The sequence below is a fragment of the Pseudomonas sp. R2-60-08W genome, from assembly GCF_003852335.1.
GTDB lineage: Bacteria > Pseudomonadota > Gammaproteobacteria > Pseudomonadales > Pseudomonadaceae > Aquipseudomonas.
The window spans coordinates 2,978,784-3,000,960 of the sequence record NZ_CP027731.1 but is presented as its reverse complement, the minus strand read 5'-3'; the positions used below and the strand labels follow the sequence as shown (position 1 = coordinate 3,000,960).

At 62.0% G+C, this 22,177-nt stretch carries 22 protein-coding genes; 10 read left to right on the top strand and 12 right to left on the bottom strand.

All coding sequences use genetic code 11. The annotated features are described in order from the left end of the window. Positions 1–205: 205 nt before the first annotated feature. Entirely contained in the window at positions 206–946 is a 741-nt protein-coding gene (locus C4J90_RS13550) for a response regulator (protein WP_124420030.1), read from the top strand. Beyond that, complete coding sequence (locus tag C4J90_RS13545) at positions 943–2,286, top strand: HAMP domain-containing sensor histidine kinase (RefSeq protein ID WP_124420029.1); 1,344 nt, start codon at positions 943–945, stop codon at positions 2,284–2,286. Before C4J90_RS13550 ends, C4J90_RS13545 begins: the two co-directional genes overlap by 4 nt. A gap of 3 nt (positions 2,287–2,289) precedes the next feature. On the opposite strand, the gene C4J90_RS13540 is transcribed toward C4J90_RS13545, so the two are convergent. From C4J90_RS13540 to C4J90_RS13530, 3 genes are all read right to left on the bottom strand, one after another. Continuing rightward, the gene (locus tag C4J90_RS13540) at positions 2,290–3,501 is read right to left on the bottom strand and encodes a cytochrome c biogenesis protein DipZ (RefSeq protein ID WP_124420028.1); all 1,212 of its coding nucleotides are present in this window, start codon (positions 3,499–3,501) and stop codon (positions 2,290–2,292) included. 145 nt (positions 3,502–3,646) lie between these two features. Beyond that, positions 3,647–4,264 (bottom strand): dTMP kinase, encoded by a 618-nt coding sequence (locus C4J90_RS13535; protein ID WP_124420027.1) that lies wholly within the window; start codon positions 4,262–4,264, stop codon positions 3,647–3,649. A gap of 223 nt (positions 4,265–4,487) precedes the next feature. Then, positions 4,488–4,718: a DUF317 domain-containing protein gene (locus tag C4J90_RS13530; protein WP_124420026.1), complete on the bottom strand. Its 231-nt coding sequence runs from the start codon at positions 4,716–4,718 to the stop codon at positions 4,488–4,490. A gap of 192 nt (positions 4,719–4,910) precedes the next feature. Between C4J90_RS13530 and C4J90_RS13525 the strand changes: the two genes are divergently transcribed. Further along, entirely contained in the window at positions 4,911–5,171 is a 261-nt protein-coding gene (locus tag C4J90_RS13525; RefSeq protein ID WP_177413403.1) for a metallothionein, read from the top strand. Positions 5,172–5,201: 30 nt separating this feature from the next. Here C4J90_RS13525 and C4J90_RS13520 read toward each other — a convergent pair whose 3' ends face one another. From C4J90_RS13520 to C4J90_RS13510, 3 genes are all read right to left on the bottom strand, one after another. Continuing rightward, positions 5,202–6,134, bottom strand: coding sequence for a cupin (locus C4J90_RS13520; protein ID WP_124420025.1), 933 nt, complete (start codon positions 6,132–6,134; stop codon positions 5,202–5,204). 103 nt (positions 6,135–6,237) lie between these two features. After that, positions 6,238–7,560 (bottom strand): LLM class flavin-dependent oxidoreductase, encoded by a 1,323-nt coding sequence (locus C4J90_RS13515; RefSeq protein WP_124420024.1) that lies wholly within the window; start codon positions 7,558–7,560, stop codon positions 6,238–6,240. 23 nt (positions 7,561–7,583) lie between these two features. Further along, entirely contained in the window at positions 7,584–8,540 is a 957-nt protein-coding gene (locus C4J90_RS13510) for an ABC transporter substrate-binding protein (RefSeq protein ID WP_124420023.1), read from the bottom strand. Positions 8,541–8,830: 290 nt separating this feature from the next. Between C4J90_RS13510 and C4J90_RS13505 the strand changes: the two genes are divergently transcribed. The 3 genes from C4J90_RS13505 to C4J90_RS13495 all read left to right on the top strand — a co-directional run bounded on the left by C4J90_RS13505 (position 8,831) and on the right by C4J90_RS13495 (position 12,491). Further along, on the top strand, positions 8,831–9,700 hold the full coding sequence (locus tag C4J90_RS13505) for an oxaloacetate decarboxylase (protein ID WP_124362864.1): 870 nt from the start codon (positions 8,831–8,833) through the stop codon (positions 9,698–9,700). 72 nt (positions 9,701–9,772) lie between these two features. Continuing rightward, positions 9,773–10,153, top strand: coding sequence for a RidA family protein (locus C4J90_RS13500; RefSeq protein ID WP_124420022.1), 381 nt, complete (start codon positions 9,773–9,775; stop codon positions 10,151–10,153). 358 nt (positions 10,154–10,511) lie between these two features. Continuing rightward, the gene (locus tag C4J90_RS13495) at positions 10,512–12,491 is read left to right on the top strand and encodes a U32 family peptidase (protein ID WP_124362862.1); all 1,980 of its coding nucleotides are present in this window, start codon (positions 10,512–10,514) and stop codon (positions 12,489–12,491) included. A 96-nt stretch (positions 12,492–12,587) separates the two neighbouring features. Here the strand turns inward: C4J90_RS13495 and C4J90_RS13490 are convergent, their stop codons facing one another. After that, positions 12,588–13,487 carry a DMT family transporter gene (locus C4J90_RS13490; protein ID WP_124420021.1) on the bottom strand — a complete coding sequence of 300 codons (900 nt, stop codon included), beginning with the start codon at positions 13,485–13,487 and terminating at the stop codon, positions 12,588–12,590. Between the two features lie 109 nt (positions 13,488–13,596). Here C4J90_RS13490 and C4J90_RS13485 point away from each other — a divergent pair, with 109 nt between their 5' ends. Beyond that, positions 13,597–14,037, top strand: coding sequence for an Lrp/AsnC family transcriptional regulator (locus C4J90_RS13485; protein WP_124362860.1), 441 nt, complete (start codon positions 13,597–13,599; stop codon positions 14,035–14,037). Between the two features lie 145 nt (positions 14,038–14,182). Here C4J90_RS13485 and xylB read toward each other — a convergent pair whose 3' ends face one another. The 5 genes from xylB to C4J90_RS13460 are packed head-to-tail and all read right to left on the bottom strand — an operon-like array spanning position 14,183 to position 20,148. Next, a complete protein-coding gene (gene xylB / locus C4J90_RS13480; RefSeq protein WP_124420020.1) occupies positions 14,183–15,643 on the bottom strand; it encodes a xylulokinase in 1,461 nt (486 codons plus the stop codon). Between the two features lie 15 nt (positions 15,644–15,658). Beyond that, positions 15,659–16,651 carry a LacI family DNA-binding transcriptional regulator gene (locus C4J90_RS13475; RefSeq protein ID WP_124414709.1) on the bottom strand — a complete coding sequence of 331 codons (993 nt, stop codon included), beginning with the start codon at positions 16,649–16,651 and terminating at the stop codon, positions 15,659–15,661. 21 nt (positions 16,652–16,672) lie between these two features. After that, positions 16,673–17,605, bottom strand: a complete 933-nt coding sequence (locus C4J90_RS13470) for an ABC transporter substrate-binding protein (RefSeq protein WP_124420019.1) — start codon at positions 17,603–17,605, stop codon at positions 16,673–16,675. Positions 17,606–17,639: 34 nt separating this feature from the next. Then, a complete protein-coding gene (locus C4J90_RS13465) occupies positions 17,640–18,623 on the bottom strand; it encodes a ribose ABC transporter permease (protein WP_124367048.1) in 984 nt (327 codons plus the stop codon). Further along, a complete protein-coding gene (locus C4J90_RS13460) occupies positions 18,616–20,148 on the bottom strand; it encodes a sugar ABC transporter ATP-binding protein (protein WP_124420018.1) in 1,533 nt (510 codons plus the stop codon). The genes C4J90_RS13465 and C4J90_RS13460 overlap by 8 nt, the downstream gene beginning before the upstream one ends. Between C4J90_RS13460 and C4J90_RS13455 the strand changes: the two genes are divergently transcribed. The 3 genes from C4J90_RS13455 (at position 20,147) to C4J90_RS13445 (ending at position 22,171) form a co-directional block, all read left to right on the top strand. Further along, positions 20,147–20,401, top strand: a complete 255-nt coding sequence (locus C4J90_RS13455; protein ID WP_124420017.1) for a hypothetical protein — start codon at positions 20,147–20,149, stop codon at positions 20,399–20,401. The two genes, C4J90_RS13460 and C4J90_RS13455, sit on opposite strands and share 2 nt — an antisense overlap. A gap of 61 nt (positions 20,402–20,462) precedes the next feature. Continuing rightward, a complete protein-coding gene (locus C4J90_RS13450; protein ID WP_124420016.1) occupies positions 20,463–21,803 on the top strand; it encodes a HAMP domain-containing sensor histidine kinase in 1,341 nt (446 codons plus the stop codon). Continuing rightward, on the top strand, positions 21,788–22,171 hold the full coding sequence (locus C4J90_RS13445; protein WP_124362853.1) for a response regulator: 384 nt from the start codon (positions 21,788–21,790) through the stop codon (positions 22,169–22,171). Before C4J90_RS13450 ends, C4J90_RS13445 begins: the two co-directional genes overlap by 16 nt. The last annotated feature ends 6 nt before the right edge of the window (positions 22,172–22,177 follow it).

The window sequence follows — 22,177 nt, the reverse complement described above, 5'->3', positions numbered from 1 at the left end:
TCATTTAACGCCCCGCAGGTATCCGGTATGTGTCACCAACCGCCTTGAACGAATCACTGTGTATCTGGCTGCGGCGCAGATACACAACGATACAAACCCACCCAGGCGAGTCTGGTGCAAAAGTTTTATCAGCTGGAAAGCGTCACCTGGATATACTCGACGCCACCTTCTTCAACGCCGTTAAACAGGGATAAAGGTGAGTCAAGTGGAGCACGTAGATCACATTCTCATCGTCGACGATGACCGCGAGATCAGAGAGCTGGTGGGAAATTATCTTCAGAAAAACGGGCTGCGCACGACGGTAGTGGCGGACGGTCGCCAGATGCGTGCCTTTCTGGCGTCCACGCCGGTCGACTTGATTGTGATGGACATCATGATGCCCGGAGACGATGGGCTGGTGCTGTGTCGGGAACTGCGCGCAGGCAAGCATAAGGCCACGCCGATTCTGATGCTGACCGCGCGCAATGACGATACGGATCGAATCATCGGCCTGGAGATGGGCGCCGACGATTACCTGGCCAAGCCCTTTGTCGCCCGGGAGTTACTGGCGCGAATCAACGCCGTGCTCCGCCGCACCCGCATGTTGCCGCCCAACCTGATCGTCACCGAAGCAGGCCGGCTGCTCGCATTCGGCAAATGGCGGCTGGACACCACGGCTCGACACCTGCTGGACAGCGAAGGCACCATCGTGACGTTAAGTGGCGGGGAGTATCGCTTGCTGCGCGTCTTCCTCGATCACCCCCAGCGCGTGCTGAACCGCGATCAGTTGCTCAACCTCACCCAGGGCCGGGACGCCGACCTCTTCGACCGATCGATTGACTTGCTCGTCAGCCGGTTGCGCCACCGGCTGCAGGACGACGCCCGCGATCCTGCCTACATCAAGACTGTTCGCAGCGAGGGCTATGTCTTTACCTATGCGGTGCGAGTGTCAGGAGCACAGCCATGACCATGACGCGTTGGCCGCGCACGTTGGCCTCGCGGTTGACACTGATCTTCCTGGTGAGCCTGGCGGTGGCCCATGGATTGTCATTCGGGCTGCAGTTCTATGAGCGCTACCAAAGTGCCAAGATGTTGATGCTGGACAATTTCGAACAAGACCTGACCACCTCACTGGCGATACTGGAGCGGTTGCCGGCCAATGAGCGTGAGGCCTGGTTGCCGCGCCTGGAACACCCCAACTACCGATACGAACTTGATGAGGGCCAGCCGGGCACGCCAATGGACATGACCAGCGCTCCCGTCTCCGTGCGCTCCATGCAAGCCACGCTGGGCCGGGACTACCCATTGAGCTTCAGCGATATTGCCGATGCGCGCCCTCATTATCAGGCCCACTTGCGCCTCAAGGACGGCAGCCCCCTGACGATTGATGTACGACCCTTGGTGATGCCGCTATCACCTTGGTTACCGGCAGTTCTGGTTGCGCAACTGTTGCTGCTGTTCGTCTGCACCTGGCTCGCCGTACGCACGGTCATACGGCCACTGACGCGGCTTTCCCAAGCGGTAGACGGCCTGGATCCGAATGGCCAGGGCGAACCGCTCAAGGAGGAAGGGCCAATCGAAGTGGTCTACGCGGCCGTGGCTTTCAATACCCTGCAGGAGCGCATTGCGAATTACGTCAAGGAACGCATGCAGCTGTTGGCAGCGATTTCCCACGACCTGCAAACCCCGATCACACGGATGAAGCTTCGCGCGGAGTTCATGGACGATTCGGTGGAAAAGGACAAGCTCTGCAACGACCTGGAGGAAATGCAGCACCTGGTCCAGGAAGGCGTGGCCTACGCGCGGAGCATGGCGGGTTCCAATGAGCCAAGCCGGCGCGTGGATGTCGATTCCTTTCTGGAAAGCCTGGTCTTTGACTACCTTGATACCGGCAAGCAAGTGGCGTTAAAAGCTGACGGCGGCGCAGCCATCGATACCCGCCCCCACGCGCTTCGCAGAGTGTTGGTGAACCTTGTGGACAACGCTTTGAAGTTCGGGTCAGAGGTGCAAATCATCGCGCAGCGCCAGCCGGACGGTGGGCTGCTGATTCAAGTGCTGGACCGTGGCCCCGGCATACCTGACCACCAATTGCCCGAAGTGCTGAAACCTTTTTATCGCGTGGAGAATTCGCGAAACCGGGAAACCGGTGGCACAGGGCTGGGCTTGGCGATTTCGCAACAACTGGCGCTTACCCTGCAAGGCGCCCTGCGCTTGGTGAACCGGGATGGCGGCGGTCTGTGTGTGGAGTTGAAACTGCCGCCAACCCTGAAACTTTCCGCAAAGACGCCTATGGATCATCCCCAATAGTCATCACCCCTTGTTCTTAGCCTCCGCCAGCAACTGCTGGATCACTTTTTCCTGAGTGTCATAGCTGCCTTCGCCGAAGTGGGTGTAGCGGATCTTGCCTTCGGCGTCGACGAGGTAGTGGGCGGGCCAGTATTGATTGTCGAATGCGCGCCAGATCGCATAGTTATTGTCGATCGCGATCGGGTAGTTGAGGCCCAGCTTCGCTACGTTTTTGCGCACGTTGTCTATCACCCTTTCAAAGGGATACTCCGGGGTGTGCACGCCGATGACAACCAGCCCTTCCTTCTCGTACTTCTTTGCCCACTCGTTCACATACGGAATGCTGCGCTGGCAATTGATGCAGTCGAACGTCCAGAAGTCCACCAGCACCACTTTGCCTCGCAACGACTCCTTGCTCAGTTCGGGTGAATTCAGCCACTGGACAGCGCCCGACAGGGACGGCATTTCACCCTTGGCACTCAGGTCAGGTGTGGTCGCGGCCTTGGCGCTGTCCACCAGGTAATCAGTGACTTTGGGCACACCGCTCAGCAGCGACTGCTCCAGCTTGGCAGCGCCCTGGGATGAAGTGCCGGCGAGTAATTGGCTTTGTGAGCCACTGGCGATCACCCCTGCGACCACCAGCGCGGCCAGCCCTGTGCCGCGTCGCAGCCAGGCAATCACGGGCAGCGACAACTTCAACCGAGACACCAGGCCTCGGCCCGCGAAGATCAGCACGCCCAACGAGACGGCACTGCCCAAGCCGTAGGCCAACAGCAGCAGGCTGGTGTGCGCGCTCGGGCCTTGAAGCATTGCGCCGGTCAGGATGATTCCGAGGATGGGCCCCGCGCACGGTGCCCAGAGCAATCCGGTTGCGACCCCGATCAGCAGCGATGCTCCGGGCCCCGACAATCTGCGCGTGGCGGGATCGAGGCGATTACCCAGTGCCGTCAACGGCCGCATCAACCCGTTACCGACTTTGGCGGAAAGCAACGACAGGGCGAACAGAACCAGCACCACCAGGGCGAGCTGGCGACCAATGCCGTTGGCCGTCACCACCCAGTCACTGCTGACCACGGCGAGGCTGGACACGAGGGCAAAGGTCAGCGCCAGGCCAAGCAGGGTCCACACCACTGACGCTGGCGAGCGGTCAGCACGGGCGAATAAAAACGGCACGACGGGAAGAATGCACGGGCTGAGTACCGTGACGATGCCGCCGAGAAAGGCGATCAAGAACATGGCGCTACCTGCTCAATTGGCCGAGGGGGTGTCCCTCGCTGGAGCCAATTGAACCGCCTGCAGGTATCGCGGATGTGTCGGTAAAGCGGTCTATTGAATCCGCAAGTATCCGCAGGGCCTGTAGATACACTGCGATACGGAACTGCTAGCGCCCACTCAGCACGCCATAGATCTCAGCAACCACCTGCGCCGTAGCGTCCTCGATCGATCCTTCATTACGGCATAGCACCCAACCGTGATCGGCAACCTCTCGCTCGAACCCCAGCGTGCAGGCCACCTGTTCTTCCACGGAGTGCAGCACCGTACTGCCCAGCCCACGTGTTCGTGCTGCCGCCCTCGCCCATGACGTCTCAGCGTCGGTGACCACTCCGACATGCAGGTCTGGCACCTGCACGCCTCGCTCGATGTTCAACTTTAGAATCTGCGCGAACGGAATCAGGCGCCGAAACGCCGCGTCAGACGGGTACCAGCGGTCAATCAGGATGATGCTGTCAGAAGGCTGTTTGGGCAGTACATGCCGGGAAATCCAGCCACGGCTATCAGCAAATCGCTCACACACCGTCAACTCCAGTGCCGGGCTGGGATGCCTGACGAGCTGGTTGACCAGCGCCATGGTTTCACCCCGATGGGGATCGCTCTTTTTTTCGCACAGTCGGATCACCTTTTTGCCGTCTGCCCTCAATGCTGAGGTAACAGCCTCCAGCAGCGTGGTCTTGCCGGTGCCCTTGGGCCCGTCCAGCGAAACGAACAGCGGACGAATCATTTGACCTGCTCCATGGCGCGCATCGTGTTGGTCAGTCAAGGCTTTTTTTGTAGGAGCGAGGCGGGCGGCTAGCCCTTGCTCGCGAAAAACGCCCAGGCAATGCGTTCATTCTGGTTAAACGCGGGGGCCCTGATTTTTTCGCGAGCAAGCTCGCTCCTACAGTGACCTGAAATCGCATTACCTCGTCACCAGCAGCCATAAATGGCCCGTGAACTTGCAAGATTCAATCGATCGGACCGATATTAATCGTGCGGTCAGCGCCCAGCCCCTCGACCTTGGCGAGGATTTCGCTGGGCGTGTCCGCGGAAAACGTCAGCACGTAGCCCATGCCGCTGCCGTCTTCTTCCACCGAAGCCACCCACAACTCGACTTCATCGGCGGCCAGGCCTATGGCATCACCGATCGAACGGTTGCGCGCTTCTGAATCGGTGTCGCCCGCTGCGTAATCAATCATGGGTAAACCTCCTCGCGTCTGTGTGATCGTTGTTATCACCATAGACGCACGAGGCAGCGCAGGGTTCGTTTTCTTGTCTCACACACGCACACCCGCCGCTCGTCACCCCTACCCTGTTTTTTTTAAACTCTTGAATTTACGCTGATCAAAACAGGTGTGAACGCTTCAACCACACTGACAATCGGAGGACTCATGAACCAAGCCATCCCGGATTTGCCATGCGCCTGCCCAGGCTGCAGTTGCCAGGTGACCGATGCCGCGCGCTATCAACGCGATGGCAAAACCTATTGCAGCCAGGCCTGCGCCGACCTGCACCCACGCGGTCAGGCATGCCCCAGTGCCGAATGCCATTGCGAGTCGCATGTAAAGGTGCAGGACCGCGCTGTCAGCGATAGCCAGCTTGACGAGGCCATCGAAGAAACCTTCCCGGCGAGCGATCCTATTTCACCCTGATCGTGCAATCCACATTGGGGCGTTGTTTTATCAACTGAAGCGAATATCCAACGCACGCAGGTAGGTTTGCAGCCCCGCGTCCTGGATCGGGATGAGGAACGCCTCGGTGTCGGATTCATTGAAGTGCGCATGCCAATACCCAGGCGGCGTCACGAACGCCAGGCCGGGCGACCAGTCGACCCGTACCGGATTGCGGATCTGCCCATCCGTGTCCAGCTCGGTGCCGACCAGGGAGTAGCAGCCTGGCGGGCAGTCAATGATGAAATCCAGGGCAATCGACTGGTGCCGGTGGGGCTTTTGCACCGATCCGGCCGGCAGGATGCCGTACATCGCCCACAGTACGTGGGTAACGGTGCGCGTTTGGGGAAAGTTGCGATTGCCCAGCAGGATACTGATGCGGCTGCGGTCCTGGGCACGCGGGTCATCCGCCGCTTCGCGCAGCTTGGCGTTGGCCACCGCTGCGGGGTACAGCGTTGGTGTGAAGCGATCTGCACTGGGTACCACCCCGAGGTAGCGCAGCAACGGTTCATCGTGCACGTAGTAAAGGCGCGCATCCGCGCTGGCACTGAAGTGCGCCGCCTGCAAACCCGGCAGCGCGATAAAGCAGCCTTTGGACCATTGAATCTCATGCTCGGCCTGCACCACGCGGCCCTCCCCGGCGATCACGTAGAACACCTGGGAGGTCGCGTTGGGTTGCACGGCCAGCGTGTCGCCACGGTTGAGTCGCATAAAGTTGGCGCACAATCCGGGACCTGTGGCCGGGCCTTCGCAGCCCAGGGCGTCGCTGAGGTCCAGCGGGACGACGCGTGAAGGGCCGCTGTCATACAGCGCGGCAGGAAAACTGTGGTAGGGAATGCGCGGTATGAGATTGGCACTGATGGGGTTGGCGGCCTTGCTGTACTCGAAGTACTCGGCGTCCACCTGGTTGGGATCGGACAATGCGCGGCTCAATTCACGGTTCATCAGGCTCACCTCAGTCTTCGGCGGGTTTGCACAGCGCCGTTGAGTGCGCTGTGGGGGTGAGTGAACTATAGAGATCCGCACGGCAATTGCGCCAGGCAGCGGCTTAACGCCGTGCAAACTGCGGAATTTCCAGCCCCAGGCGCTCGCGTAACGTACTCCCTTCATACGCGGTCCGGTAAACACCGCGTTCCTGCAGCAACGGTATGACTTCTCGGGTAAAGCGAGTGAACTGCTCCGGGTGCCCGATGTAGATGTTGAAACCATCCACGGCGCGGGCGTGCAGCCAATCCGCCATTTTTTGCGCCACCGTGTCGGCCGTGCCGGTGAAGGCCCCTGGACGCAGTTGGCGGCCAAACTCGACGGCCTGGCGCAGGCTGAAACCCTTCTCGCGGGCCTGATCGGCGATGCGTTTGGCCGCAGTGAAAAAGCTGCTGCGCGCAGCCTCCAGGCTTTCTTGAGGAAATGGCGCATCCAGGTCGTACTGGCTGAAGTCGTGCCAGCCGAAATTACGCCCGAATTCTTTCAGCGCAAGCTCGAAACTATGGTCGACCTGATGATAATGCTGCTCGATTTCGCGGGCGTGGGCATCGGTGTCGCCCACATAGATTTCCGCGCCGGGCATGATCAATATCTGCTCCGGATCGCGCCCGCGTCGCCGCGCCCTGTCCTTTATATCCCGGTAAAACGCCTGGCCCTGCTCGATGCTGGCGGCATGGGTGAAGATGACGTCGGCGGTGGCGGCGCCCAGGTCGCGGCCTTGCTCGGAATCCCCGGCCTGGAAGATCACCGGCTGCCCCTGGGGTGAGCGCTGGATGTTCAGCGGGCCGGCCACCGCGAAGTGTTCGCCCTGATGATTCAGGCTATGCAGTTTGCTCGGGTCGAGAAACTGGCCGGTGGCGCGGTCGCGCACGAAGGCGTCATCCTCGTACGAGTTCCACAGCCCCTGCACCACCTGGACGTGTTCGACGGCGCGGCTGTAACGCGTGGTGTAGTCATAATGCTCGTCACGGCTGTAATTGCCGGCGGTACCGGCATCGCCGCTGGTCACCACGTTCCAGCCGGCGCGGCCCTTGCTGATCAGGTCCAGGGAAGCCAGGCGCCGCGCAACGTTATACGGCGCGTTGTAGGAGGTGGTCAGCGTACCGACCAGGCCGATATGCCGCGTGCTCACGGCCAGCGCCGACAATAACGTCAGCGGTTCCAGGCGATTGAGGTAATGGGAAGGCGAGCCCGGGGTGATGAACTGGCTGTCGACGATAAAGATCAAGTCGAACAACGCTGCCTCGGCCTGGCGCGCGATATCGATGTACCAGTCGATGTTCACGCTGGCGTCGGCAGGCAATTGCGGGTCGAGCCACAAATTGTGGCGACCCGGCCCACCGCAACCCATGGTCAAGGCGCCCAGTTTGAGCTGTCGTTTGGTCATATCAGAGAGATTCCTTGGTGTATTCAGGGCTGTGCCTGGGCGACGGCGGGCTGCAGGGCCGCAGCGAATGACGGGTCGAACAGGCTGGCGGCCGGGTAAGCCTTGATCAGGCCTTCGCTGGCGAAGAAGTCCACGGTCTTTTGCGCTTCGACCGGTGCCTGGGCAGTCAGCGGTTCGACCGTGGTGCGTGCCCTGGCAAACCAGGCGCGGGCGATTTCAGCGTCGGCGCGGGTGCGTTTGGCCCATGCGTCAGCGTAGGCGTTGGTGTTGGCCGGGCTCTGGCGTGCCCAGTCACGGGCTTTTTTCAGGCGCTGGAGAAAGTCGTTGATGGGCGCGCGTTTGTCTTCGACCGCAGTGGCGTTGGCGGCGATAAAACTCTGGGCGGGAATCAACCCCTCGGCCGTCGCGAGTACCCGTGCACCTTGGCGTTCCTGCTGGGTCACATAAGGCTCCCAGGTGGCGATGACATCGACCGAGCCGCCTTCCAGCGCATGGGACGCATCCAGTGCGCTGAGGTAACGCAACTGCAGCGCGTCGCGGGCAACGCCGGCGTTATCCAGTGCGCTCAGCAGCAGTTGCTGGCTCCAGGAGCCTTTCCAGATGGCTGCACGTTTGCCCGCCAGGTCCGCCAGGCTGTGGATCGACGAATCCTGCTTGACCAGAATCGCCACGCCCGCCAGGTTTTGCCGGCTGACGGCGATCACCTTGATCGGCGCGCCCAATGCGCCCAGGAACAACACCGGCGCGTCGCCGAGCAGGCCGATATCCAGGCTGCCGACGTTGAGCGCTTCGGCCACCGGCGATCCGGCCGTGAACTGCTTCCATTCAAGGGTGTAGGGAAGATCCTCAAGCACCCCCGCCGCTTCCATCGCGGCTTGGGCGTTATAGCTTTGATCGCCCACTACCAGCGTTTGCGCATGGGCGGTGAAGCAGATCAATGCGGCGGCCATGCCGGTCGCCAGTTTTGACAGGTAACGCACGTTCGTCTCCAGATGCCATGGGAGGCACGTCAAGTCGATCCGCGCGTGCGGTCTCGGCGATAGTCGTAAGGGGCATTACGATGAGGTTATAAGAAAGACATGTAAAATATTTATATTGCATAACGTAATTCACTAAAAATGCACATATTGCATTTTATCGGCGCATCGCCGCGCAAGACGCCTCTTGCGCATTCAAACGTCATCAACCCCTGCCCGTCTGCGTGGTAATCTCACGCCACCACGAATAGACATTGATCGTCACTTGACGATGACCAAAGCCAGGAAAGAACATGCCCAAGATTTCTCACTCAGCGCTGCGCCGTCACTTCCGCGAACTGCTTGCCACGCCCATCTGTGTTGAAACCGCCTCGGTTTTCGACCCCATGTCCGCCCGGATCGCGGCCGACCTGGGTTTTGAGGTGGGTATTCTCGGCGGCTCCGTCGCCTCCCTGCAGGTACTGGCGGCACCCGATTTCGCGTTGATTACCCTGAGTGAGTTCGTCGAACAGGCCACCCGCATCGGCCGCGTCGCACAGTTGCCGTTCATTGCAGACGCCGACCACGGCTACGGCAATGCCCTGAACGTGATGCGTACGGTTGAAGAGCTGGAACGCGCTGGCGTCGCGGCGCTGACCATTGAAGATACCCTGCTGCCTGCGCAATTCGGGCGTAAATCCACGGACCTGATCTCCGTCGAAGAAGGCATCGGCAAGGTCAAGGCGGCTCTGGAGGCGCGTGTCGATCCTGAACTGTCGATCATCGCGCGCACCAACGCCGGCGTATTGCCCACCGAAGACGTGATTGCGCGCACCCAGGCCTATGAAAAGGCCGGCGCCGATGGCATCTGCATGGTCGGCGTCAAAGACTTCGACCACCTGGAAAAAATCGCCGAAAACCTCACGGTGCCGCTGATGCTGGTGACCTACGGCAACCCCCAACTGCACGACAGCGAGCGCCTGGCGAGCCTGGGCGTGCGCATCGTGGTGGCCGGGCATGGCGCCTACTTCGCCGCGATCAAGGCCACTTACGACAGCCTGCGCGCGCAACGGCAGTTGACCCACAGCACCTCGAACCTCAGCGCGACCGAGCTGACCCACACCTACACATTGCCGGAGAGCTATGTGGCGTGGGCTGAGGAGTTCATGGACGTGAAAGAGTAAACCCCTGGTTTGCCCCAGGTGGTTTTTTCAGGGACCATGGCGCCTTTTCGTTCCTGCCAACACGAGGCGCCCATGGCCAACCGCGACCTGACCTTCACACCCGACCCGGATGCCGATTCGATCTCCTCCGACGTGATCGGCTTCAACGGCATCCTGGTCTCCACCCAGATTCCAACCCGCGCCGACGGCAGCCTGGAACTGGGCGATATCACGCTGCAAAGCGAATGCACCCTGCAAGCGCTGAAAGTCGCGCTGGAAAAAGCCGGCAGTTCCATGGACCGGGTCATGCACCTGACCATCTACCTGACCGACATGGCCGACCGCGCCGCGTTCAACGAAGTCTACAAACGCTTTTTCGCCAAGCCATGGCCGGTACGGGCTGCGTTGGGTGTCGCCGCGTTGGCTGTAGAAGGCATGCGTGTTGAAGTAACGGCGATGGCGGCCAAGGCCTGACTCGATCAAAACTGTGTGAGGGGGCTTGCTCCCGATGAGGCAGTGCCAGCAAGTGCATGTGTGACTGACCCACCGCCATCGGGGGCAAGCCCCCTCCCACATTGGCTCGGCGCATACCGACCGCTTTGGGTAAACACAGCGAAAGGTCTTGGAGCCAACCGGGCCTGGATGCCGAACTCGGTCAAAACTGTGGGAGGGGGCTTGCTCCCGATGAGGCCGTCTCAACAAGTGCACGCGTGACTGACCCACCGCCATCAGCGGCAGGTCCATGAGCCCGACAGCCCTGTGGTAGATGCCGGTAAGACTTTTCGCAGCTACAATGCCCGCCTCGACCGTGACAAGCCTGACTAAAAAAACTATGTCCTTGCCCAAGCATCACCTGGAATTGCTCAGCCCTGCCCGCGATGTGGCCATCGCACGCGAGGCTATCCTGCATGGCGCCGACGCCATTTATATCGGTGGGCCGAGCTTCGGCGCCCGTCACAATGCCTGTAACGAGGTGAGCGATATCGCTCAACTGGTGGAATTCGCCCGCCGTTACCACGCTCGCGTCTTCACCACTATCAACACCATCTTGCATGACAACGAGCTGGAGCCGGCGCGCAAGTTGATCCACCAGCTCTACGACGCCGGTGTCGATGCCTTGATCGTGCAAGACCTGGGCGTGATGGAGCTGGATATTCCGCCCATCGAGCTGCACGCCAGCACCCAGACCGATATTCGCACCCTGGGCCGCGCCAAGTTTCTCGACCAGGCCGGTTTCTCCCAGTTGGTACTGGCCCGCGAGCTGAACCTGCAAGAGATCCGCGCCATCGCCGACGAGACCGATGCCGCCATCGAGTTCTTCATCCATGGCGCCTTGTGCGTGGCGTTCTCCGGGCAGTGCAATATTTCCCACGCGCAGAACGGCCGCAGCGCCAACCGTGGCGATTGCTCCCAGGCGTGCCGCCTGCCGTATACCTTGAAAGATGATCAGGGCCGCGTCGTCGCCTTTGAAAAGCACCTGCTGTCGATGAAAGACAACAACCAGAGCGCCAACCTGCGCGCACTGGTCGAAGCCGGCGTGCGTTCGTTCAAGATCGAAGGCCGCTACAAGGACATGGGCTATGTGAAGAACATCACCGCCTACTACCGCCAGCGCCTCGACGAAATCCTCGAAGACCGCCCGGACCTGGCCCGCGCTTCCAGCGGGCGTACCGCGCACTTCTTCCTGCCCGACCCGGAAAAAACCTTCCACCGTGGCAGTACCGACTACTTTGTCAGCGACCGCAAGATCGATATCGGCGCCTTCGACACCCCGACCTTCACCGGCCTGCCGGTGGGTGTGGTGGAAAAAGCCGGCAAGCGCGACTTGCAGGTGGTCACCCATGAGCCGCTGTCCAACGGCGACGGCCTCAATGTACTGGTCAAGCGTGAAGTGGTGGGGTTCCGCGCCAACATCGCCGAGCCCAAGGGCGAATTCGAGGAAGACGGCGAGAAGCGCTATCGCTACCGCGTCGAACCGAACGAAATGCCGGCGGGCCTGCACCAGCTGCGCCCGAATCACCCGTTGAACCGCAATCTGGACCATAACTGGCAACAGGCGCTGCTCAAGACCTCAGCCGAGCGTCGTATCGGCCTGGCGTGGGTGGCGCGCCTGCGTGAAGAACAGTTGCAAATCACCGCCACCAGCGAAGAAGGCATCAGCGCCAGCGTCACCCTGCCCGGCCCGTTTGGCGTGGCCAACAAGCCGGAACAGGCCCTGGATACCCTGCGCGACCTGCTGGGCCAGCTCGGTACTACCGAGTACCACGCCACCCGCATCGAGTTGGACGCGCCGCACGCGTTCTTCATTCCCAACTCGCAGCTCAAGGCGCTACGCCGTGAAGTGATCGAAGCGCTGACCGTCGCTCGCGTCGCCGCGCACCCGCGCGGTGGACGCAAGGCCGAGACCACGCCGCCGCCGGTGTACCCGGACGCGCACCTGTCGTTCCTGGCCAACGTCTACAACCAGAAGGCCCGCGACTTTTACCACCGTCACGGTGTGAAGCTGATCGATGCCGCCTTCGAGGCTCACGAAGAAACCGGCGAAGTGCCGGTGATGATCACCAAGCACTGCCTGCGTTTCTCGTTCAACCTGTGCCCTAAACAGGCCAAGGGTGTGACGGGGGTGAAGACCAAGGTGGCCCCGATGCAGTTGATCCATGGCGATGAAGTGCTGACGCTGAAGTTCGACTGCAAACCGTGCGAAATGCACGTGGTCGGCAAGATCAAGGGGCACATCCTCGGATTGCCGCAGCCGGGCAGCGCCGTGGAGCATTTCAACCCGGAAAACATCATTTTCCAGGGCACACACTGACCCTCTGTAGGAGCGAGCTTGCTCGCGAAAAACCTGAGAACGCCGCATGTTTACCCGATGAGCTGCGTTATCGTTAGCGTTCTTCGCGAGCAAGAACTAGGCGTCCCCCTCGCTCCTACCGAGGTTACGGGGCCACCACCAGCCCCGCTGCAACCCCGCCGCCGCCAGCAGAATCGCCGCCACGCCCAACCATTGCAGCCATCCCAGGCGATGCCCGAAGGCGATCCAGTCGACGAAAATCGCCGCAATCGGGTAAATGAACGACAAGGCGCCGGTCATCGCAGTCGGCAGCTTCTGTATCGCCCCGTACAACAACACATACATCAACCCCGTGTGCACCAGGCCGAGGGTGGCGAGTGCCGCCCAGGCATCGGTCGACGCGGGCAAGTGGTCCCAAGGCACCAGCGGCGCCAGCAATACCGCGCCGGTAGTCACCTGGATCAACGCCATCAAATGCGGCGGCACTTGCTTGAGTTGCTTGATGATCAGCGCTGCAATCGCATACAACAACGCCGCGCCCAGGGCCAGCGCGATGCCGGTCAAATAGTCCTCGCCAGCCGGTTGTTCACCATGGGCCGTGACGATTGCCAGCATGCCCAAGAACGCCACGCTCAACCAAGCCATCTTCTGCAGGGTGATTTTCTCACCGAGAAACAGCGCCGCCAGCATCACCAATAGAAACGGCTGCACGTTGTACACCGCCGTACTGATGGCGATTGACGCACGCGAGTAGGATTCGAACAGCAGCAGCCAGTTGCCGACGATGGCCACTCCGCTGAGTACCGCCAGCCCGAACTTGGCCCAACTGAGCAAGTCCAGCTTCAGGTAGCCGAGCCATGCGCACACCAGCAGCAGCGCCAGCGCCCCGATCACACAGCGCCAGAACACCACTTCGATCACCGACACGCCGGACACCAGCACAAACCAGCCGATGGTGCCGGAGATCAGCATGGCGGCAATCATTTCCCAGGTTCCGCGACGGACAGCTGTATCCATGATTGATGCTCCTCAAGTGAGGCGCAATTATGGCAAGCTGCCCGACAGCCGCTCCAGCGACTAAAAAAGGCCAAACCGTCGATTCACCTTTTCTTATTAGGCGAACCCTATGATTGACACCATCGACCAGCAACTGATCGCCGCCTTGATGGATGACTCGCGCCTGTCCCTCAAAGCCCTGGCCGGCATCACCGGGCTGTCTTCGCCAAGCGTCGGCGAGCGCTTGCGCCGCCTGGAGGAGCGCGGCGTGTTGACCCACTACACCGTCGATATCGATCCCAAACACTTTGGCTACCTGCTGCAGGCCATCGTGCGCATCCGTCCCCTGCCCGGCAAGTTGCAGGAAGTGGAACGGCAGATCCAGGCGATCCCCGAATTCACCGAATGCGATAAAGTCACCGGCGAAGACTGCTTCATCGCCCGCCTGCATGTGCGCACCATGGACCACCTGGACAGCCTGCTCGACCGGATCAATGGGTATGCCGAAACCAACACCGCCATCGTCAAAAAAACCCCGGTGAAACGGCGCTTGCCGCCGTTGACCGACTGACAGCACGCAGAACACTGATCGTTCCCACGCTCTGCGTGGGAACGCCTCCTGGGACGCTCCGCGTCTCGCCAACCGCTGCAAGTGAGCAGATGACGCAGAGCGTCACGGGCTGCATTCCCACGCGAGAGCGTGGGAATGATCCTGTTCAATCCCGGAGGGCTTTGGCTGCAGCAAGCAACCCCTTGAATTTGCCATACCGCGCCGCCAACACTGGCTGCACCCCCTCGTCAGGTACATACCGCGCCTTCACCGGCATCCCCGCCGCCAGCAAATCAGCGCCCTCCCCGATGGCCATGAACCCCAATTTCGCCGCCCCGATGCATGCGCTCAGTTCGCTGCCATGCAGGGTAAAAACCTCCCGCTGCAGAATATTCGCCAGCAGTTGCGCCCAATACTCACTGCGCGCCCCGCCGCCGACGAGCGCGAAGGATTTGACCTCAGCCCCGGTCGACTGCACCGCGCGCCAGGCGTCGAGCAAGCCAAAACCCACGCCTTCCATCACCGCATAGCCAAGCATCGCCGGTGCGCAGTCATGGCCAAGCCCCATGAAGCCGCCGCGCAGCAAGGGGTCGTTATGCGGCGTACGCTCACCCGCCAGGTACGGCAGAAACAACGGGGTGGACAGCGGCACCGCGTGTTCGATTGGCAGTTGCGCCTGCACCTGCTCCAACAGCGTTTGTTCATCCGCCGTGCCCGTCAGGCGCGTTACCCAGCGCAAGCAACTGGCGCCGGCCAGCATGGCGCCCATGGTGTACCAGCGCTCGGGCAGTGCATGGCAGAAGCTGTGCACCGCACTGGCCGGGTTGCCGGCGGCGTGAGCGGTAATCGCGACAATCGCCGCGCTGGTGCCCAGGGTGATAAACCCGTCACCGGCATCAATAGCGCCGATCCCGACGGCCGCTGCCGGGTTATCGCCGCCGCCCCCGGCGATCACCACCTGCGGCGACAAGCCCAAGCCAGCGGCCGTGACACCAGCGCTTGCGGCACCGCCCTCCACCAGTCGGGGCATTTGCGCAGGCGTCAGGCCGGTGGCGCGCAGCATCGGGGTAAACCATTCACGCCGCGCCACGTCCAGCCACAGGGTGCCGGCGGCGTCCGACATCTCGCTGATCCGCTCCCCGCACAGGCGCAAGCGCAGGTAATCCTTGGGCGACAGCACGCAATCAATCGCCTTGAACACCTCGGGCTCGTGCTGTTGCAGCCAGAGTAGTTTTGGTGCGGTCAACCCGGCCATCGGCAAGCTGCCGGTGATCTCGGCATAGCCGGTGCCCAGTTGTTCTGCCTGCCGAACCGCGCGGGAGTCGTCCCACAGGATTGCCGGGTACAACACGCGGTTGTCGGCCCCCAGCAATACCGCGCCGTGCATCTGCCCCGACAGGCCGATACAGGCCACGCGGGCAAACGCCTCATGGGTGCGCAGTGAGTCCAGTGCCTGCAGGCAGGCCTGCCACCAGTCTTCGGGCGCCTGCTCGGACCAGCCGCCATGGCGGCGCGACACGCTCAAGTGCACGCCCGCGCGGGCCAGCACGCTGCCGTCGAGGTCCATGAGGATGGCTTTGAGTTCGGAGGTGCCAAGGTCTATACCAAGGGAAACAGGACGGTTCATACGGGGTGGGTCCGATCAATCACAGCCACAGGAATTACGCACCTGCAGGCGTGGCGCCAAGCGCACGCTGTGCTTGGGTGCAGTGGGGGTCGCCATGCGTTGCAGCAACAGCTCGACAGCGCGGGCGCCGAGTTGCTGGACCGGCTGGGCGATCAAGGTCAGGCGCGGCACGAAAAAGTCCGCCCATTCGAAATCATCGAAGCCGACCAACGCCATGTGCCCCGGCACCTCGATCTGTGCATCACGCAGGGCGTGCATGGCGCCGAGGGTCATCAGGTTATTGCCGGCCATGATGGCGGTCGGCGGTTCGGCCAGGCTCAGCAACTGCCGGGTGGCCTGGCGGGCCGGCTCGGTATTGGAGCCGCCGTTGACCAGCAACCGTGGATCGAACGCCAGCCCCGCCGCCTGCAACGCGGCCTGGTAGCCCGCCACCCGCTCATCGGTGGTGCTGAAGCCCGCACGCCCGGCGATAAAGCCGATGCGCCGGTGCCCGTGGGCGATCAGGTGCTCGATCAACGCCTGGGTGGCCTGGCTATTCTCCACCCCGACCTGATCGAACTGCTCGCTCATCATGCGATCGACCAGCACCGCAGGCAGCTCATTGGCGCGCAGGTAGTCCAGCGCCAGCGAGCCGTTCGACGGCGCCAGCACAATCCCGTCGACCCGGCGGTGATGCAGCGCGGTGACCACGCGCAATTCCTGCTCCGGGTCGTCGTGGGTGTCGACAAACAGCATCATGTAGCCGTGCCGGGCGCACTCGGTTTCAATCGCGTGCACCGTCTCGCTGAAGTAATGGTTGGACAGCGCCGAGATCGCCACGCCAATGGTGTTGGTGGTGGAACGGGCCAGCGCGCGCGCCAGGGTGTTGGGAATGTAGCCCAGCTCCCGGATCGCACGCTGTACCGCCTGCACCGTGGCAGGGCTGACCTTGCGGGTGCCGTTCAACACGTGGGACACGGTCGACGGCGACACGCCGGCCCTGCTTGCCACGTCGTCCATGGTGACCACGGCGCGCTCCCCTTGAGTCAATCAGTGCTTGCTCGACCAGCCGCTGTAGCTGCCGACGTTGTCGCGGGTGATGAGTTTGGGCGTGAGCAGGGTCACCGCTTCGGCCGGGGCCTTGTCATTGAGCAGGTCATTGCCGACGTTCACCGCCGTCTGGGCCATGGCCCACGGGTCCTGGCTGGCAGATGCCTGGATTTGTGTGTCGGTCTTGAGCGCATTCTCGATATCCGGCGCGCCGTCCACCGAGGTAATGATGATGCCGCTGCGCTTGAGCTGCTTGGCCGCCAGGTCGCTGCCGATGGCTTGGGGGTCGTTGATCGCGAACAGGCCGTCGATTTTCGGGAAGCGTGTCAGGTAACCCTGCATCGCGTTCAGGCCGCCTTCGCGCGAGCCCTTGGCGTCCTGGTCATCGGACAGCAGCTTGATATCCGGCGCGGTGGCCAGTGCGGCCTTGCAGCCTTTGACGCGGTCGGTCACGGCGGTCACTTGCGGGCCGTTCTGGATGATCACATTGCCTTTGCCCGACAGCTTGTCCACCAGGTACTGGCAGGCCAGCTTGCCGGCTTCGACGTTGTCGGTCTGCACCGTGGCGTTCACACCCTTGGCGTCCACATCCACCGCCACCACCACAATGCCGGCGTCGCGGGCTTTCTTGATCGCCGAGGCCATGGCGGACGGGTCGACGGCGTTGATCAGGATCAGGTCGACCTTGGACGAGATGAAGTTGTCGATCTGCGAGAACTGCTTGCTCAAATCATAGTCAGCCGACACCGACGTCACCTTGACGTTGGGGTTGAGTGCCTTCGCCTGCGCCGTGGCGCCGTCGGCCAGGGTCACGAAATACGGGTTGCCCAACGAGCCCATGCTGATGCCCAGGGCCTTGAGTTCGCGGGCGTGCACGGCCTGGGACATCAGGGCAGCCAAGGCAATGACGGGGAAGATACGTTTGACGTTCATGGCGGTCTCTCTTGTGATTGTTGTAGGAGTGAACTCAGGTTCGGGCGCCGGACTGGCGATAGCGATCCAGCGCCACCGCGCCGATGATCACGATGCCCTTGATGATGTACTGCCAGATATCCGATACCCCCAGCAGCACCAGGCCATTGGTGAGCACCGCGATGATCAGTGCGCCGATCAGCGTGCCACCGATGGTGCCGACGCCGCCGGTGAAGCTGGTGCCGCCGAGGATCACCGCCGCGATCGCATCCAGCTCGTAGGACTGGCCCAATTGCAAGCCATTGGCGGCGAACAGGCGCGAGGCGCTCATCACCGCGCCAAGCCCGGCCAGGGCGCCGGACATGGCGTAGACGAACAACAGCACTTTCCACACCTTGATTCCCGACAGCCGCGCGGCTTCCGGGTTGCCGCCCACCGAGTAGATCTGCACGCCCATCACTGTGCGGCGCAGGATGAACCACGACAGCGCCACCACGGCCACGGCGATGACCACCAGCCACGGCACGCCGAGGATCGAGTCGTTGCCGATAAAGGCAAACGGCAAATCCGGGTTGAACACCGTCTTGTCATCGGCCAGCAAGCGCGCCAAGCCGCGCATGGCGGTCAGCGCGCCGAGGGTGACGATAAACGGCGGCAGGCGCATGAACGCGATCAATCCGCCGTTGACCAGGCCCAGCAACAGCCCGAAGCCAATACCGGCGGCAATCCCGAACATGCCGAACTGCGGCGACATCGACGCCTGCAGGGCGACCACCGCCGACGCCGCGAGGATCGCGCCGACGGACAGGTCGATACCCGCCGTCAGAATCACAAACGTCATGCCGGCCGCCAGCACCACATTCACTGAGGCCTGCTGCGTGATGATCGACAGGTTCTGCATCGTCAGGAAGTTTTCGCTGGCCAGGGCAAAGCCCACCAGCAGCAGCACCAGCACCGGCAACATGCCCACCGTGCGCATCAGCTCGCGTACGCGTTCAGCCTTGCCCGTCGTGGTTGTTGCGATATTCGATTCAGCCATTGACCACCACCTGATCGCCACCGGTGGCGAGGTCGATAATACGTTCCTGGGAGATGACGTGACCGGAGGCCCCGCCGACTTCAGCCACCAACTGGCCTTCGCGCATGACCAGCACACGGTCGCAGGTGCCGATGATTTCCGGCAGCTCGCTGGAGATCACCACGATGCCAACACCCGCCTGGGCCAACTGATTGATGATGCGGTAGATCTCGGATTTGGAGCCGATGTCCACGCCACGGGTGGGCTCATCCAGGATCAGCACATGGGGCTTGACCTCCAGCAGCCGCGCCAGCAACACCTTTTGCTGGTTGCCACCGGACAGCGCGCCCACATTGACCTTGCCCGACGCCACGCGGATCGACAGCGCCTTGATTGCGTCGTTGGCGCGCTGTGCGCCATGGCTGCGATCCAGCACACCGCCGGCGTGGGCATCCGGCACACAGGCGCACACATTGATGTTGTCGGCCACGCTCATGTCGAGGAACAGGCCCTGGGCCTTGCGGTCCTCGGTGAGGTACACCACGCCGGCGCGGATCGCATCGGCCGGGGTGCGCAATTGGGTCACGTGCTTGCCGACCACTTCGAGGGTGCCGCTGGTGCGTGGGTCGGCGCCAAAGATCAGCCGCGCCAGCTCCGTGCGCCCTGCCCCGACCAACCCGGCGATGCCCAGCACTTCGCCGGCATGCAGGTCGAAGCTGCAGTGGCGCACGCGCTTGCCGTCGGCCATGTCACGCACGCGCATCACCACATTGCCAGGGTTATAGGCGGCGTGTTCTTTCTTGTAGAAGCCGGAGAGGTCGCGGCCCACCATCATTTTCACCAGCACTTCGGCCGACAACGCATCGCGGGTCAGTTCGCCAATGTACTGGCCGTCGCGCAGCACCGACACCCGGTCCGACAACTCGTAGATCTCGGCCATGCGGTGGCTGATGTAGATGATCGCCAAGCCCTGGCCGCGCAGTTGTTTGATCAGCGCAAACAGGCGGTCGGTCTCGCGGGAGGACAGCGGCGTGGTCGGCTCGTCCATCACCAGGATCCTGGCGTGGGCATGCAGGGCGCGGGCGATTTCCACCAGTTGACGCTCGGCAATCGACAGGCCGCTGACCGGCGTCGAGGGTTTGAACTCGGCGCCCAGGCGTTGCAACACCTCGATGCAGCCGTCCTGCATGCTCTTGCGGTCGATGGTCCAGCCACGCCGCAGCTCGCGGCCCAGGTAGATGTTCTCGGCCACACTCAGGTTCGGGCACAGGCTCAATTCCTGGTAGATCACGGCGATGCCGAGGGCTTTTGCGGTAGCAGGCGTGAAGGTCGCGACGGGCTGGCCATCGATGCGGATTTCGCCGCCAGGGTCGGCTTGATAGGCGCCGGAGAGAATTTTCATCAGCGTGGATTTGCCGGCACCGTTCTCCCCCATCAAAGCGTGGATTTCGCCGGGGTAGACCTTCAGGCCGACGCTTTTGAGCACGCGCAAACCGTTGAAGGTTTTGCTGATGCCCTGCATCTCAAGCAAGGGTTCAAGGCTCATGGATGAGCTCCTGGATTTATTGTTTTTGTTGTCGAGTGCTGCCGACTCTAGTCCAGATACATTTGCTTACGCAAGCGCTTGCGTGCGCATTTATTTGCCTGATGAAACGTTTCACCCAGCAAAAAATACGCAAAGCCCTGTAGCGCCGGCTTTTACGCGTCAAATGGATGGCGTAGCCATCAAAACGCCATGTTTTCTGCTATTGTCCCAAGAACGCATCTCCTGCGCGTCGCGTTCGCGCGATCGTCAATGAGCATGCTCCACGCCATCGTGCTCTGCCGATGGCAGGCCTGAAGTTCACGGAATGCTTGGCAATGGACACCCCTCTACCCGACCCGCCCCAATCACGCGCTGAAAAGATCGTTGAGTTCAAACGCCAGAAAACCTTGCTCAAGACCGGTGCGCTGCAGGATGCGATCTTCAACAGCGCGTATTTCTCCAGCATCGCCACTGACGAAAAAGGCGTGATCCAGATTTTCAATGTCGGCGCCGAACGCATGCTCGGCTACGCCGCTGCCGATGTGCTCAACCGCATCACCCCCGCCGACATCTCCGACCCTGCCGAACTGATCACCCGCGCCGCGGCCCTCAGCCTGGAACTCGACACGCCGATCACACCGGGCTTCGAAGCCCTGGTGTTCAAGGCTTCCCGTGGCATCGAGGACATTTATGAACTGACCTATATCCGCAAGGACGGCAGTCGCCTGTCGGCCATGGTCTCGGTGACCGCCTTGCGCAACCGCCATGACACCATCATTGGCTACCTGCTGATCGGTACCGACAACACCGCACGCAAGCAGGAGGAAGCCGAACGCAAAGGCTTCGAGCGCGCGCTGGAAGAAAAGAACCTGGAGCTGGAGCATGCCAGCCACATGAAGTCCGAGTTCCTTGCGACCATGTCCCACGAGTTGCGCACGCCGCTGAACGCGGTGATCGGCTTTTCCGAGGCGCTCAAGGATGGCCTGGTGGGCGATATGAGCGAAGTGCAGCGCGAATACATCGGCGATATTTTCACCAGCGGGCAGCACTTGCTGTCGCTGATCAACGACATTCTCGACCTGTCCAAGGTCGAGGCCGGGATGATGGACCTGGAGCTGGAAGCCGTGGCGCTCGACGGGTTGCTGGCCAACAGCTTGCTGATCGTGCGGGAAAAGGCTGCGCTGCAGCGCATCGAGTTGAAGCTCGAATGTGCGACGGATTTCGGCGTGCTGGCCCTGGACCTGCGCAAGACCAAGCAGATCATCTACAACCTGCTGGCCAATGCGGTGAAGTTCAGTGAACACGGCGGCCGCGTGACCCTGGCGGTGCGCGAAGTCAGCCGCGCCCAGGTCGGCCAGGTGCAGGGGGATTGGCCGGCCCATGGCTTCGCCCTGCAACCCAGCGCGCACCAGCGGTTTCTGGAACTGAGCGTGAGCGACGCCGGCATCGGTATCGCCGAAGACGACATGAGCAAGCTGTTCAAGGCCTTCAGCCAGATCGACAGCAGCCTGGCGCGCAAGTTTGAAGGCACGGGCCTGGGGCTGGCGATGGTCAAGCAACTGACCGACCTGCACGGCGGCAGCGTCGCTGTGGCCAGTCGCGTGGGCCTGGGCGCGCGCTTCGTAGTGTGGCTGCCATTGCATCGTGCCCCGGAGGCGTCATGGCCGACATCCTGATCGTCGAAGACAACGAGGCCAACATGCGCCTGGCCCGCCTGCTGCTGATCAACGCTGGGCACACGGTGCTGTGGGCCGCCGATGCCGAAATCGGCCTGACCCTGGCCCGGGAAAAACAACCGGCCCTGATCCTGATGGACATCCAACTGCCGGGCATGGACGGCCTGGCCGCCACGTCTCTGCTCAAGCAAGACCCCATCACCGCCCATATCCCGGTGATCGCCCTGACCGCGATGGCGATGAAGGAGGACCGCGAAAAAACCCGCCTGGCCGGTTGCGATGCCTACATCATCAAGCCGCTGCGCTACAAAGAGCTGTACCAGGTGATCGACAGCTTGCTGCAAAAGACTATCAACCCCCTCACATGAGCCCTC

Excerpts from the sequence above, each read along its gene's own strand:
- C4J90_RS13455 (WP_124420017.1), top strand. The coding sequence starts at position 20,147 with ATGGATGAGCTCCTGGATTTATTGTTTTTGTTGTCGAGTGCTGCCGAC.
- C4J90_RS13460 (WP_124420018.1), bottom strand. The coding sequence starts at position 20,148 with ATGAGCCTTGAACCCTTGCTTGAGATGCAGGGCATCAGCAAAACCTTC.
- C4J90_RS13495 (WP_124362862.1), top strand. The coding sequence starts at position 10,512 with ATGTCCTTGCCCAAGCATCACCTGGAATTGCTCAGCCCTGCCCGCGAT.
- xylB (WP_124420020.1), bottom strand. The coding sequence starts at position 15,643 with ATGAACCGTCCTGTTTCCCTTGGTATAGACCTTGGCACCTCCGAACTC.
- C4J90_RS13515 (WP_124420024.1), bottom strand. The coding sequence starts at position 7,560 with ATGACCAAACGACAGCTCAAACTGGGCGCCTTGACCATGGGTTGCGGT.
- C4J90_RS13505 (WP_124362864.1), top strand. The coding sequence starts at position 8,831 with ATGCCCAAGATTTCTCACTCAGCGCTGCGCCGTCACTTCCGCGAACTG.
- C4J90_RS13445 (WP_124362853.1), top strand. The coding sequence starts at position 21,788 with ATGGCCGACATCCTGATCGTCGAAGACAACGAGGCCAACATGCGCCTG.
- C4J90_RS13530 (WP_124420026.1), bottom strand. The coding sequence starts at position 4,718 with ATGATTGATTACGCAGCGGGCGACACCGATTCAGAAGCGCGCAACCGT.
- C4J90_RS13525 (WP_177413403.1), top strand. The coding sequence starts at position 4,911 with ATGAACCAAGCCATCCCGGATTTGCCATGCGCCTGCCCAGGCTGCAGT.
- C4J90_RS13545 (WP_124420029.1), top strand. The coding sequence starts at position 943 with ATGACCATGACGCGTTGGCCGCGCACGTTGGCCTCGCGGTTGACACTG.
- C4J90_RS13465 (WP_124367048.1), bottom strand. The coding sequence starts at position 18,623 with ATGGCTGAATCGAATATCGCAACAACCACGACGGGCAAGGCTGAACGC.
- C4J90_RS13540 (WP_124420028.1), bottom strand. The coding sequence starts at position 3,501 with ATGTTCTTGATCGCCTTTCTCGGCGGCATCGTCACGGTACTCAGCCCG.
- C4J90_RS13535 (WP_124420027.1), bottom strand. The coding sequence starts at position 4,264 with ATGATTCGTCCGCTGTTCGTTTCGCTGGACGGGCCCAAGGGCACCGGC.
- C4J90_RS13520 (WP_124420025.1), bottom strand. The coding sequence starts at position 6,134 with ATGAACCGTGAATTGAGCCGCGCATTGTCCGATCCCAACCAGGTGGAC.
- C4J90_RS13500 (WP_124420022.1), top strand. The coding sequence starts at position 9,773 with ATGGCCAACCGCGACCTGACCTTCACACCCGACCCGGATGCCGATTCG.
- C4J90_RS13490 (WP_124420021.1), bottom strand. The coding sequence starts at position 13,487 with ATGGATACAGCTGTCCGTCGCGGAACCTGGGAAATGATTGCCGCCATG.
- C4J90_RS13470 (WP_124420019.1), bottom strand. The coding sequence starts at position 17,605 with ATGAACGTCAAACGTATCTTCCCCGTCATTGCCTTGGCTGCCCTGATG.
- C4J90_RS13450 (WP_124420016.1), top strand. The coding sequence starts at position 20,463 with ATGGACACCCCTCTACCCGACCCGCCCCAATCACGCGCTGAAAAGATC.
- C4J90_RS13485 (WP_124362860.1), top strand. The coding sequence starts at position 13,597 with ATGATTGACACCATCGACCAGCAACTGATCGCCGCCTTGATGGATGAC.